Annotated in this window: 11 protein-coding genes; 10 read left to right on the top strand and 1 reads right to left on the bottom strand. The window is 59.6% G+C overall.

All coding sequences use genetic code 11. The features are described from left to right. Nucleotides 1–4: 4 nt before the first annotated feature. Nucleotides 5–796: an ABC transporter permease gene (locus tag KP806_RS26875; RefSeq protein ID WP_224726829.1), complete on the top strand. Its 792-nt coding sequence runs from the start codon at nt 5–7 to the stop codon at nt 794–796. A gap of 58 nt (nt 797–854) precedes the next feature. Further along, nucleotides 855–1,322 carry a thioredoxin-dependent thiol peroxidase gene (gene bcp, locus KP806_RS26870; protein ID WP_224726828.1) on the top strand — a complete coding sequence of 156 codons (468 nt, stop codon included), beginning with the start codon at nt 855–857 and terminating at the stop codon, nt 1,320–1,322. A gap of 35 nt (nt 1,323–1,357) precedes the next feature. Here bcp and KP806_RS26865 read toward each other — a convergent pair whose 3' ends face one another. Continuing rightward, on the bottom strand, nt 1,358–1,894 hold the full coding sequence (locus KP806_RS26865) for a GNAT family N-acetyltransferase (RefSeq protein WP_224726827.1): 537 nt from the start codon (nt 1,892–1,894) through the stop codon (nt 1,358–1,360). Between the two features lie 135 nt (nt 1,895–2,029). Between KP806_RS26865 and KP806_RS26860 the strand changes: the two genes are divergently transcribed. From KP806_RS26860 to KP806_RS26825, 8 genes are all read left to right on the top strand, one after another. After that, nucleotides 2,030–2,887 carry a hypothetical protein gene (locus KP806_RS26860; RefSeq protein ID WP_224726826.1) on the top strand — a complete coding sequence of 286 codons (858 nt, stop codon included), beginning with the start codon at nt 2,030–2,032 and terminating at the stop codon, nt 2,885–2,887. A 246-nt stretch (nt 2,888–3,133) separates the two neighbouring features. After that, the gene (locus KP806_RS26855) at nt 3,134–4,135 is read left to right on the top strand and encodes a methionine ABC transporter ATP-binding protein (protein WP_224726854.1); all 1,002 of its coding nucleotides are present in this window, start codon (nt 3,134–3,136) and stop codon (nt 4,133–4,135) included. Continuing rightward, nucleotides 4,135–4,794 (top strand): methionine ABC transporter permease, encoded by a 660-nt coding sequence (locus KP806_RS26850; RefSeq protein WP_397376437.1) that lies wholly within the window; start codon nt 4,135–4,137, stop codon nt 4,792–4,794. Before KP806_RS26855 ends, KP806_RS26850 begins: the two co-directional genes overlap by 1 nt. 66 nt (nt 4,795–4,860) lie before the next feature. After that, a complete protein-coding gene (locus KP806_RS26845; protein WP_224726824.1) occupies nt 4,861–5,718 on the top strand; it encodes a MetQ/NlpA family ABC transporter substrate-binding protein in 858 nt (285 codons plus the stop codon). A 458-nt stretch (nt 5,719–6,176) separates the two neighbouring features. Further along, entirely contained in the window at nt 6,177–7,592 is a 1,416-nt protein-coding gene (locus KP806_RS26840) for a polysaccharide deacetylase family protein (protein ID WP_224726823.1), read from the top strand. An 87-nt stretch (nt 7,593–7,679) separates the two neighbouring features. Next, nucleotides 7,680–8,711, top strand: coding sequence for an AAA family ATPase (locus KP806_RS26835; protein ID WP_224726822.1), 1,032 nt, complete (start codon nt 7,680–7,682; stop codon nt 8,709–8,711). Then, nucleotides 8,708–10,186 (top strand): DUF58 domain-containing protein, encoded by a 1,479-nt coding sequence (locus KP806_RS26830; protein WP_224726821.1) that lies wholly within the window; start codon nt 8,708–8,710, stop codon nt 10,184–10,186. The genes KP806_RS26835 and KP806_RS26830 overlap by 4 nt, the downstream gene beginning before the upstream one ends. Beyond that, the coding region (locus KP806_RS26825; RefSeq protein WP_224726820.1) for a transglutaminase-like domain-containing protein at nt 10,173–12,650 on the top strand (2,478 nt) is incomplete at its 3' end. The genes KP806_RS26830 and KP806_RS26825, both read left to right, overlap by 14 nt.

The following is a 12,650-nucleotide window of genomic DNA, read 5'->3' as shown; positions in this document are numbered from 1 at the left end:
CGAGATGAGATACGCAACGCTATTCTGGGAATATATTAAAAATTACGCCAAAACCCGCCTTACGTACCGCGCGGATTTCTGGATCGAGGTGCTGTCCGATCTGCTGTTCCAGGGGATGAACCTGATTTTTATTCTGATCGTGTTCCAGCATACACCATCGCTCGGCGGCTGGTCGGAGGCGGAGGTCGTGTTCGTATACGGCTTCTTTATGATCCCGTACGGCTTGTTCAGCACCTTCTTCAGCATCTGGAACTTCAGCGAACGGTATATCGTGAAAGGGGAGATGGACCGGGTGCTGACCCGGCCGGCGCACAGCCTGTTTCAAGTGTTGTTTGAAAATGTCGATCCGCCGTCGCTCATCGGCTCTGTCGTAGGCGCCGGCATCATGGCGATGTGCTGGACACAGCTCGGGCTGCCGTTCCATGCGCTTGACGTGCTGATGCTGCTCTTGCTCGTGCTTGGCGCGGTGTTCATTTATGCCGGGATCTATACGGCGCTGAGCGCCATTTCGTTCTATTCGGACGCGCCGACCGGCATCGTGCCGCTCATCTACAATATCCAGAACTACGGCCGTTACCCGGTCAACATTTACAACAAAATGATCCGCTTCGTCTTAACCTGGCTGCTGCCGTTTGCGTTTGTCGGCGTCATTCCGGCTTCCTACTTTTTGGAGAAAAAAGCGGATGACCTTTCGAGTCTGGCGCTGATGACTCCGGTTATGGGCCTTATCGTATTTTCTCTCGGCCTGCTGCTTTGGAACCACGGCGTGAAGCGGTACCGGGGTGCGGGCTCCTAACGGCTAAAGTTTCGGAAGTGACTGTCAGCCAAAGACGAAGCAGAACGGGAGTATGACTATGACTGAATTGAAAATAGGAGAGCTAGCGCCGGATTTTGAGCTTCCGTCATCGGACGGTAAAACGGCGAAGCTTAGCGATTACCGGGGACGGAATGTCGTTTTGTATTTTTATCCGAAGGATTTGACGACGGCCTGCACGCAGCAATCCTGCGATTTCCGTGACGCGAATGCGGAGCTGCTGCGGCTCGGCACCGTCATTTTGGGCATCAGCATCGATACCGTCGAGACGCACCTGCGATTCATAGAGAAACATTCGCTGCCTTTTCTGCTGCTGGCCGATACCGAGCACCAAGTATGCGAGCTGTACGGCGTATGGAAGCTGAAGAAGCTGTACGGCAGGGAGTATATGGGGCTTGTCCGCTCCACCTTCCTGATCGGCGCGGACGGCAGGCTGGTGCAGGAATGGCGGAACATCCGGGTGAAGGGACATGTCGAAAAGGTGCTTGATGCCGTTAAAGAGTTGTAGGAATCATGTAAACCGTCGAATTTATCGGCGGTTTTTTAGTTTTTCCAGTCCAACGCTTCATCAAGATCGACCAATTGGCGCCCGTAATGCCGCTTGGAGCGGAAGTTGTGAATTTCGTCGCAGGCCAGCTCCATCTTTTCGAGCACAATCGCTTGCGGGATACCGGCAGGGGACCAGTACAGCACATGCATGGTATACGGCTCATCCTGTTCGTCCCGGCGGGTGTAGCGGATCAGGTCCGCTTTTTTAAATCCGTTCCGGTAATAAAACGTCAGCCGCCGCTCGCTGTCGCTGTCCTTCGGCATTACCGGCTCGGCTTCGAGAATAATCAGCTTTCCTCTGGCCTTCAGGCGGTCCAGGATTTTTGTGCCCATTCCCTTCCCGCGGGTGTTCGAGGTGACGAGCAGGTAATCGATAAAGACGAACGTCGGAAAATCGGCATACAGCATAATATAGTCGTCGGTTTCTTCTTTGTGATAGAACTCGTTCTCCTCAATCAGCTCCTTCAGCTGCTGAGGGTGCTTCATTTCGTGTTCCGGGAAGTAGTCGTTCAGCTTCTCGTACCATTCCAAAGGCTCTCACGCTTTCTGTACGTTATTAGTTGCGATACATAATTTTTCCGGGCGCACGTTCGATTATTCAGCAGGCCTGACAAGCTTAAAAATGCTGCCGGGTGGGAAGATAAGGCGTAAAAGGAGGGATGGTCCATGGAGGATACGCTATTAAACGAGCTGAGGCAGCTCGTTGCCAAGCTTGAAAGGAAAGATGCCGCGGCCGTATTCACAGTGCCCGATGCCGATATTGATGCGGTAAAAAAAGCGAAATCGCTTGAGACGCTGCTGCACGACATCTTCATGCAGGCGAGCGGGGGCGGGGGGATCGAGCTCCGTTCGATCCTTCGCAGGGAGTTCGGAGTAAAGGGCGCGCTGATGGATCGTTTTCCCCAGTGGGCGCCGCACAGCAAGGAGCAATTCGAGGACGCGCTTCACGACGCGATCGATCGGTCGGACATTCGGGCGGGCAATCAGGGGGTGTTTTTTGCGGGCACCCCGAGCAAAAAGGAGGCGGCGGACGCGCTGAGGCTGCTGAAGGACATCGCGCACGCCGCGGTCGTCTGCCAGTTCCGCGCGGAGCGGTCAGGTTCTGAGCCGTATGTCGTCATACTGGACCGGCTGCTTCAGTTCTATGCGCTCCCGAACACGTATCCGGAGGGAAACGCGGTTCATTACCGGAATCTGATCGCGGCCGACCGGCTCCATGCGATGGCAGGCGGGCGCGGCCCGATTGCGGCGGCGTTGAAGGTTTGGGCGAGAGCGTGGTACCAGCAGTCGCCGCATCATTTTCTTGAAAGCAGGGAAGGTTACGTGTCCCACGACGTCGTCCGCCAATACTTGTACGCGCTGACGGAAGAGCAGGTGGATCGGCTGCGCGGCGAGTACGTTCGGAATATCCGGGAGGAGCTCGGGCTGCTGAAGGCGAAGCCGGATTTGCATCGCGCACGCCAGCTGTTAACAACGCTTGAGGCGGCAATCGGATGGGAGCCCGAAGACCTTCCGGAAGGGTGAGGGAGCCGGCGGGGAGCCATCGGGGGACGGCGAGCGGACATGAGCGGAGCAGAGGCGTTTTGGATGCATGGAAGAAGGTTATTTCTATAAAGGTGCATCTATAAGAATCGAGTGAAAAAATGGGCCGGGGACACAATATAGACAATCGGCGAGCGGCTTTGGCGCTGTTGGGTTATTTTCACTGTTGACGCAGTTGTGTGAGCTTTTGTATAATGTGGCTTTGTTTGCTCGATAGGGGGGATTCAGCTGATCAAGCTCAATAACATCAGAAAATCATACCGCGTCGGCGCGGTTTCGGTGGAAGCGGTTCGGGGCGTTAGCCTGACGGTGCAAAAAGGCGAGATCTTCGGCATTATCGGCCATTCGGGAGCTGGAAAGAGCACGCTGCTGCGCTGCGTCAACCTGCTTGAAAGACCGACCTCCGGTACGGTGACGGTCGGCGACGTCGAGCTGAGCGGCTTGCCTGAGAGGCAGCTGCAGCGGGAGCGCAGGCGGATCGGGATGATTTTTCAGCACTTCAACCTGCTGTCGATGTCGACCGTTCGCGAAAATATCGCGTTTCCGCTCACCCTCGCGAAGATGCCCAAAGCCGAGGTGAATAAGCGCGTCGACGAGCTGCTGAAGCTCGTATCGCTCGAGGGCCACGCGGAAAAATATCCGGCGCAGCTCTCGGGGGGCCAGAAGCAGCGTGTAGGTATTGCCAGGGCGCTTGCGAACAATCCCGACGTCCTGCTGTGCGACGAGGCGACCTCGGCGCTCGATCCGCAGACGACGGGCTCCATTTTGTCGCTGCTGCTGGATATTAACGCTAAGCTTGGCATTACGATTTTGCTCATTACGCATGAGATGAACGTCATCCGGTCGATCTGCGACCGCGTAGCCGTCATCGACCAGGGCGAAATCGTGGAGATGGGCGACGTGCTTCACGTATTTTTGAAGCCGGAGCATCCCGTCACGCGGGACTTCGTCGATCAGGTTGCGGACAGCGCGTCGAGCGGGCTGCCGCTGCGGGAGCGGGGCGGGCGGCTGCTGCGAATGACGTATATCGGCGATCTGACATACGAGCCTATTTTGTATAACGCGGTGAAAACGACTTCCGTGCAGTTTGCCATTTTGCAAGGCACGGTGTCCCGGATGAAGAAGACGCCTTACGGCCAGCTGATCGTCGAGCTGCTCGGCAGCGACGCGGAGATCGACAGCGTTATCGCCCTTTTGCGCCGGGAAGGCTTGGAGGTGGATGAGGTATGATGAGCTTCGAGAATGTCCGCTGGCCGGAAATATGGGACGCGACGAAGGATACGCTGTACATGATGGCGGCTTCGCTGCTGTTCACGATCATACTCGGGTTAATGCTCGGCATTATCCTTTTTCTTACGTCGCGCAGGCAGCTGCTTGAACAGCCGGTCGTATATGCGGTGCTTTCCTTTATCGTCAACGTGCTGCGGTCGGTACCGTTCGTCATTCTGATGATTCTGATCATGCCGGTGACCAAAATGCTGACGGGAACGACCCTCGGCGTGGAAGGCTCGATTCCGCCGCTCGTCGCGGCGGCGACGCCGTTCTTCGCCAGGCTGGTCGAAACGTCGCTGCGCGAGGTCGACCGCGGGGTCGTCGAAGCGGCTCAGGCAATGGGAGCGTCGAACTGGGATATCGTGCGGCGCGTACTGTTGAAAGAATCGAGCCCGGGCCTGCTGGCGGCCGTCACGATTACGGCGGTAACGCTGGTGTCGTATACGGCGATGTCCGGCGTCATAGGCGGCGGCGGGCTCGGCGATTTGGCTCTGCGCTACGGCTACCAGAGATTCCAGACCGACGTGATGCTCGTAACCGTCGCGCTTCTGATCGTGCTCGTTCAGGTGCTTCAGACCGCCGGCGACGCGCTGGTCAGACGTTACAGCAGGAAATAAAGCTGGTTATCCGCCGGCGAGTAAATTTACAAACAGATTGAAAGTATAGGGATGGAGGAAACAAACATGAAAAAAATAAGCTATGTACTGATTGCCATGCTGCTGATGGCAGCACTCGCGGCTTGCGGACAAAACAAGAATGCCGGCAATAACGGCGCGAATGCAGGCGATTCGAATCAAGGAGCGGGTGAGCAGACTCCGGCCGTGGTCACGCTGAAGGTAGGCGCTTCGCCGGTTCCGCATGCGGAGATTTTGGAATTTGTGAAGCCGAAGCTGGAGGAGCAGGGCGTTAAGCTTGAGATTATCGAGTTCAACGACTACGTGCAGCCGAACACTCAGCTGTATGAGAAGCAGATCGACGCTAACTTTTTCCAGCACATGCCTTACCTCGAGCAGTTCAACAAAGACAAGGGTTATGATCTGGTAAGCGTAGCCGGCGTGCATATCGAACCGTTCGGCGCTTATTCGAAAAAAATCAAAAAGACCGAAGAGCTGAAAGAGAAAGCAAAAGTTGTCATTCCGAACGATCCGTCGAACGGCGGCCGCGCACTGGCGCTTATGGCGGCTAACGGCCTGATCACCCTGAAAGAGGGAGTAGGCGTTAACGGCACGGTTGCGGACATTGTGGAGAATCCGAAGAAGCTGGAAATTACCGAGGTGGAAGCGGCGACGCTGCCGCGGGTGCTGGACGAGGTCGATCTGGCGCTGATCAACACCAACTACGCGCTTGAAGCGGATCTGGTTCCGACGACGGACGCGCTGTTTATCGAAGGCTCCGATTCGCCTTACGTGAACATCCTTGTATCCCGTCCGGACAACAAGGATTCCGAGGCGATGCAGAAGCTGGCTGCCGCGCTCCGTACGCCGGAAGTGAAGAAGTTCATCGAGGATAAATACAAAGGCGCGATTGTCGCCGCGTTTTAAGTGAATAAAAAGCGTCCCTGCCATGACGGCGGGGACGCTTTTTTTTGTGCTTTTTGAAGAATGCTGGTTTCCGAGGGACGTGTGCAGAGGTAACGAACACAGGCATCGTTATTTGTGCCCAATTGACCGGTTTTGATTTCTAAAGAACTCAGAAGATGTTATCGCCGAAAAATCAGAGATGATGGACGGTTATACACCCTAATAACGATGGTGGAGTTTATTAGGATTGAAAAGGTGGACAAATCACCCATATAGAGGCTTTGAGGTTCATTAGCGCGGGCAAGCTTCTGCATGAACCTGCAAGTTAGTTGGATGCCCGCAACGACATTCTAAGGCCGCATTTACTGTGGTCAGTCTACCCGGCTATAGACCATATTTTACCGGGGCAGTTATTGACTAGCGAATACGCTCATATACTCTACCAGAAAACGAGAGATTTCGATCGGAGGTAGAACAGGGTGACGGAACGGATGCGGCGGGTAATGCGGGCGGCAATATGTGCGTTGGCGGTATGGTTCGGCTTATTCGAGCCAGGGGGCGGGTACGCCGGTTATTTGGGGGAAGCGGCCGGGGAGACGGCTCAGGTGCGGCAAAATCAGTTGGCCGTAACGGCATTGTCAGCCTATGATGCCAAGCTGCTGCTCGCAGAGCCTGCCTTGGCGGCGTCGGAAGGCTCAGGCGGAGCGGCGCGGACGCAGTACGCGTCGGCGGCTGCATCGGCTGGGCCGGATGAGGACAAACCGCAGAAGAGGACGGAGCAGGCGTCCGGGAACGGGAAAACCGTTTATTTGACGTTCGACGACGGACCCAGCCGCAATACCGGCGAGGTGCTTGATCTTTTGAAGCGGGAGGGCATTGCTGCGACTTTCTTTGTGTTGGGCGAGCATGTGAAGCAGCAGCCGGCGCTGACGAAGAGAATCGTGCGGGAAGGGCATTCGATCGGCAACCATACGTATAACCACAAATATGCGGAGATTTACGGCAGCTTCGGCGAGTTTGCGGATCAGGTGATGAAAACCGACGAGCTGATTTTCAAAACGACGGGGGTTCGAACGCGGCTCCTTCGGGCTCCGGGCGGGACATACGGCAATTTCGATCAAGGCTATTTCGACGCGCTGGCGGAGGCGGGCTACCTGGTGCATGACTGGAACGTGGACAGCGGCGATTCGAAGCGGACCGGCGTGCCGGTCTCCGAAATTATCGCAACGGTAAAAGGGTCCAAGCTCGCGGACAAGCTGGTCGTGCTGCTGCATGACAGTACCGGACACGAGGCTTCGGTCAAGGCTTTGCCTGCTATCATCAACTATTACAAAGCGAAGGGCTACACTTTTGCCCCGTTGACGGAGCGGGTGGAGCCGATCCGGTTCCGGATGGCCGTCAAGCCGAAATGGACCCGGGCGAAGGTGACGCGCGCGGAAAAAACGGAGCTGGTCCGCTTCGCGAACTCGTTAACCAAGCAGGCCGGACAGACCGCAGCGGAGGCGGAAGCGCCGAAGGGGACACCGAAGCCTTCTAAGCCAGTCGGACAGAAGCAGCCGCCTGAGCCGAAGCTCGTGCTGCATTTGGGAGACGGCAAGCTGGAGCTGGAGTCCGGGACATACAGCCTGGGCAAAGGCGTGACGGAGGTGCGGCTGACGAAGCTGATGGAGCTGGCGGGCGGAACCGTGACGGCAGATGCCCGGGAGGGCAGGATCGAAGCGAAATTAAACGACCGGCACGCGGTATGGCTGCTTGATGCGGAAGACGCATCGGCCCGGGAGGAGGTAGACCGTTTTGCCGTTCCGGTCAGATCGACCATGGAGCAGCTCGGATTTTCGATAGAGAAATATGTTTTGGGTGACAAGCAGCGCGAGATTTGGATTGCCGCACAATAGAAGGGCCGATTCTAGCAGGTCTAAATAGAGAAAATCTGGGGAAACTGAAAAATAGATAGATTTATTTTTCAGGAGGCGAAGGACGCTATGATTTCTCCCCAATTTTCCGAGGACGTGAAGGAGGACCGCTTCGGCCATTGGCCGGAAGCGCCTCAGGTGCTGCTGCACAGATTGCTGGTCAAAGTAGAGAGCGTGCTGCTGGGCAAGCAGCAGGTGATTAAAAATACGTTAATCTCGATGCTTGCGGGAGGCCATGTGCTGCTGGAGGACGTGCCGGGCGTCGGCAAGACGCTGCTGGCGCAGGCGTTCGCAAGGGCGGTGGGCGGCGAGTTCAAAAGAATACAGTTCACGTCCGACATGCTGCCTGCGGATATCGTGGGAGGAGTCGTGCTCGATTCGAGATCCGGCGAGCTCGTCTACCGTCCCGGGCCGATTATGGGCAACGTCGTGCTGGCCGACGAAATCAACCGCACATCGCCGCGCACGCAATCCGCCCTGCTGGAAGCGATGGAGGAGCGGCGAGTGACGGTCGAGGGCAAAACGCGCAAGCTGCCGGTGCCCTTCATGCTGATTGCGACGCAAAATCCGCTCAGCTTCGAAGGCACAAATACGCTGCCGGAGGCGCAGCTGGACCGGTTCATGATGCGTCTCACTGTCGGTTATCCCGGCTCGGCCGAGGAGAAGCGGATGCTTGAGCAGTACGCAGGCGGCAGCAGGGTCGAGCCGGAGCGGCTGCGCCCGGTCATTGCAACGGAGGAGTGGCTGCAGATGCAGGCGGAGGCCAGACAGACGCATATGCATCCCGCCTTGCTGGATTATATGGTCCAGGTAGCGGATGCAACCCGCCGTGCGTCAGGCGTCGTCCTTGGGCTCAGCCCCCGGGCGCTGCGCGATTGGCTGCGCGCCGCTCAGGCGAACGCCTATATGGAAGGGCGCGGCTACGCAGTGCCGGATGATCTGCTGCTGACGGCTGAAGCGGTGCTGTCGCACCGCTTATCCCTCCGTTACGGCGCAGCGGCGGCGGGGGAAGACGCCGCTGCCGTCATCCGCCGCACGATCCGGGAATGCCCGCTGCCTGCGGCGGCGGGAAGCGGCTTTGGAAGCGGGAAACGAAGATGAGCGTTTACGGACAAGAGGAAACCCGGCTGCAGGACGTTGCGGCCGAGAGCCAGGGGGCGGCTGCGGCGGTCATGCCTGGTGCCCGGGCGGAGGGTCTGACGGGGAAGGGGCGCAGCGGCGTCCAAGTGAAACCCAGGAGCGGCGAAGATAAGGAACGCGAATCCGAAAGGAAATACAGGACGAGGTGGGCGGCCTGGACGGTGATTATAGCCGGATGGATCTGTAGTCTGGGTGCCGTCGTAGTCCGCGGCGGCGCCGTGGAATGGTTTTTGGCCGCGCTGCTCGCCGGAATTATTGCCGTGAGCGGCCTGGCTCCGCTTATTGCGGCCGCCGGCTTGACTGCCACGCGGGTCATGCCGCAGGAGGATACGAATGACGGAGAGCGGCTGGAGATTCGTTATACGATAAGGCGGCCTTTTGCGGTGCCGCTTGTCTGGATCGCTTTGCAGGACGAGACGCGCAACCTGACCGCCGCCTCCGCACCCGTCATTCCGTTCCGGGCCGTATGGGCGGCGGCGCTGCGGAAGGAAATCGGCGTCACGTACAAGCTGCACCATTTGCGGCGCGGGGATCATATTTGCGGCCCGACGACGGTGACAGTGGGCGATTGGCTCGGGTTGACGGCCATTCGGAAAAGCATAGACAGCCAGGCCGGTTTTATCGTTTTGCCGGGGCTGCGCGGAACTGCTGCGCCAGAGGCAATCGAGCACGGAGCTGGAGTTGAGCCTGTCAGCTCGAGCCAGGCCGGTCCGGCTGCGGATTTGCGGGGCGAGGCCGGAAGAGAGGAGATTGCCTCAGCTGTCAGGGCCGCGGGAATCGGGCCGGAGAGCCGCCCCTACCGGGAAGGGGATTCGCTGCGGCATCTCGATTGGCGCACGGCTGCCAAGGGCCGCGGGCTGCATACGAAGCTCCACACGCCAGAGCTGCCCTATCCGGCGTTTATAGCGGTTGATTCAAGTGCCGCCGCGTACGGGCAGGATGACCGCCTGTTCGACGCATGCGCCGGCTGGGCCGCTCATGCCGTCCTGCAAGCTGCATCGCTGGGCGGCAGGGTGACGCTGCTGACGGGGGATGAAATGACCGGTATGCCTGATGGTATCCGTGAAAGCATGCGGGAGCGCACATCGGATTTGCTGCGCAAGCTGGCCGTGCTGCAAGCGGACGGGAAGGGCTCCTTGGCGGGAAGCCTGATGAAGTCGGGTTATGCCTTGGCGCGGGGAGGCACCGTTCTTGTTTTTACCGCGGATTGGAGAGGCGGACGGAACTGGGGCGAGCTTGCGGGTTACGCGGCCGAGAGAGGCTGCCGGCTGGAGCTGTTCATCGTTGTCCGCAGCACCGTCCCCACCTTTGCCATGAGCGAACAGCGAAAATGGCTGGAGGCCGGAGGCGTCAAGGTTACGTGGCTGCACGTGCCGGCAGGCATGGGGGACGCTCCGTACGCAGAGGAAGGAGGCGATGCACATGCCTATGCATAAGGACAAAGGCGGCGTGACGGGGAATACGGGACCCGGATTGCGGCCGGGCAAAGGACCCGGAGCAGGCGGGGTAAACCTGACCGGCATGCAGGATGGGGAAGGGCCGGAGGAGACGCTGGCGTACCGTTTGGTGACAAGCGTTCTATTGTTCGGGCTTCTGGCCGAGTGGCTGCTCCCGTGGACGGATGCCGGCGAATGGTCGGTCATCTACCATCCGGGACCTCTGTTGCTGGTCATCGGCTGCATTTTGGCGCTTGGTTTGTTCCGGATGCCGATGGCGGTGACGATTTCCATGAATGCTCTGCTCTGCCTGCTCAGCCTGATGTGGCTGTACAAGGGCTCGGAGCAAAGCAGCCTGCAGTGGCTCATCGATTTTCCGGGGCTGCTGCGGGATCATCTGCTTCTTATGATGGATAACGGCCTTTGGGCGATGTCGGGCGAGCTGAGGACGATGCTGCTGTTCATCGGCTGGTCGATGCTGGCCCCGGCGCTGCAGACTTTGCTGTGGATGCGCCAGACCGCGCTTGGCCTGGCAGGCCTGACGGCCGGTTATTTGCTGATGCTGCATATATGGCTTGGACTCGACATCATGAACGGCTTGCTGCGGACGGCGGCCGAAGGGCTGCTGCTCGGAGCGGTCGTGTCCGTCCCCCGCGTTCAAAGGATGCTGGGCGCAGGCGTCGGCAAGCTGAAGCGGCTGGATATGCGCTGGCTGTCGGGGGCTGCTTTTATCGTTCTGACGGTCATCGGCTGCAGCCTGCTGTTCGCAAGCGGCAAGGAGAGCTCGCTTCCGCCGGCGGCCTGGACGGCCTCGATGACGGAGCGGTTCGAGCATGCCATGCGCCAGATCGGAGACAGCGGCGGCAGCGCCGCCGTCATGGGGCAAGCAGGCACGGCACGCGCGGGAACGGCATTTACCGGCTACGGCTTTGACGACAGCGAGCTCGGCGCATCCGTGAGGAAGGATAACCGGGTGTTATTTACGGGAAGCTCTCCCGTAAAGGCCTATTGGCGCGGAGACGCGAAGCGTCTATATACCGGGAGAGGCTGGGCCGACGACGGCAGCGCAAGGGTGCTCCTCCCCGTCAGAGGGGCGGGAACGGCTGCGGAGACGTCGGCTTCAGAGGCGGCGCTGCTTCACGGGCCCGTCATCCGCCAAACGGTTGTCTGGCAGGAGCCCGAGGCCGGCATGCCGCTGTTCAGCTCGGGGCTGTCCGGGCGGGTAACGGAGCTAATCGCATCCGATCCTCGCCGAAAGCTTGGCAGCTATATTTTTGACCGGGAGACCGGCTCCCTTTATGCCCAGGAGACAGCGGCGAAGGTGGAGCGGTTCACGGTGGAATCGACGCTGGCCGTAACCGAGCCTGCAGAGCTGCGGGCTTTGGACACCAGACAGGAGAGCGCGGCGGCTGACGAATCGCAAGGGACGGCGCCGGCCGCAGCTGCGTCGTTAACGGATGCGGAGCTTGCTCCGTATCTTCAGCTTCCGGACTCGCTTCCATCCCGCGTAGCCGCTTTGGCCGCGGAGGTGTCCGGAGGCGGGGTGACCAGCCGTTATGAGCAGGTCAAGGCGATCGAGCAGTTTTTGGAAACGAATTACGAATACACGCTGGAAAACAGCGAGGTGCCGCCGGAGGGCAGCGATTTCGTCGATTATTTTCTGTTTGACCAGCGAAAGGGCTATTGCGTCCATTTCTCGACGGCGATGGTCGTGATACTGCGTTCGCAAGGCATTCCTGCCAGATGGGTGAAGGGCTTCGCTCCCGGCACGGCACTGGGGGGAACGGACGGAGCAGGTACCGGTACGGCAAGTATGTCGGGAGGAACGAATGGAGCGGGCACCGGCACGGCGATTGTGCTGGAGGGAAGGAAAGGAATAGGTGCGGGCACGGCAGTGCTGGAGGCTACGGACGAAGCAGGTACCAGTATGGCAAGTGTGCAGAACGGAGCGGGCACCGGTACGGCAAGTATGTCGGCAGGTACGAATGGATCGGGTACCGGCACGGCAATTGTGCTGGAAGGGACGAACGGAACAAGCGCGGGAAGCTTGCCGGCAGAGATGAACGGAGCAGGCTCCGCCACAGCCGGCGCAGAGCTGGTGAGCTATGAGGTTCGCGCTTCCGATGCGCATGCCTGGGTAGAGGTTTACTTCCCCGGCGCCGGCTGGGTGCCGTTCGATCCGACGCCGGGGTTCGGCGGCGCCGCAACCGTCGCGTCCGCGGGACCTGCCGCGGACGGCGGGGACATTGGCGCGGCCGAGCCCGCAGCCGCGCCGGCTGGCGAGGCTGGCTTCGCCGGCCTCGCGGGCCTGCTCGAGGCGGCGGCCGGGCATGCCGCCTCTGGAGCGGCGCGAGGGGCGGACGCCCTCGCGCAGGCGGCGCGGAGCGCCGCAGATCGCGCGGCGTCGGCTTCGCCCGCCGCGATAGGCGCCGCAGGCGCGGCCGCGCTGGCGCTGGCATGCGCG

The sequence above is a fragment of the Paenibacillus vietnamensis genome (assembly GCF_020169515.1).
Classification (GTDB): domain Bacteria; phylum Bacillota; class Bacilli; order Paenibacillales; family Paenibacillaceae; genus Pristimantibacillus; species Pristimantibacillus vietnamensis.
This window is presented reverse-complemented; position numbering and strand designations above follow the sequence as displayed.

Coding starts and splice junctions, on each gene's coding strand:
- KP806_RS26850 (WP_397376437.1), top strand. CDS start 4,135: ATGAGCTTCGAGAATGTCCGCTGGCCGGAAATATGGGACGCGACGAAG.
- KP806_RS26845 (WP_224726824.1), top strand. CDS start 4,861: ATGAAAAAAATAAGCTATGTACTGATTGCCATGCTGCTGATGGCAGCA.
- KP806_RS26860 (WP_224726826.1), top strand. CDS start 2,030: ATGGAGGATACGCTATTAAACGAGCTGAGGCAGCTCGTTGCCAAGCTT.
- KP806_RS26875 (WP_224726829.1), top strand. CDS start 5: ATGAGATACGCAACGCTATTCTGGGAATATATTAAAAATTACGCCAAA.
- bcp (WP_224726828.1), top strand. CDS start 855: ATGACTGAATTGAAAATAGGAGAGCTAGCGCCGGATTTTGAGCTTCCG.
- KP806_RS26830 (WP_224726821.1), top strand. CDS start 8,708: ATGAGCGTTTACGGACAAGAGGAAACCCGGCTGCAGGACGTTGCGGCC.
- KP806_RS26835 (WP_224726822.1), top strand. CDS start 7,680: ATGATTTCTCCCCAATTTTCCGAGGACGTGAAGGAGGACCGCTTCGGC.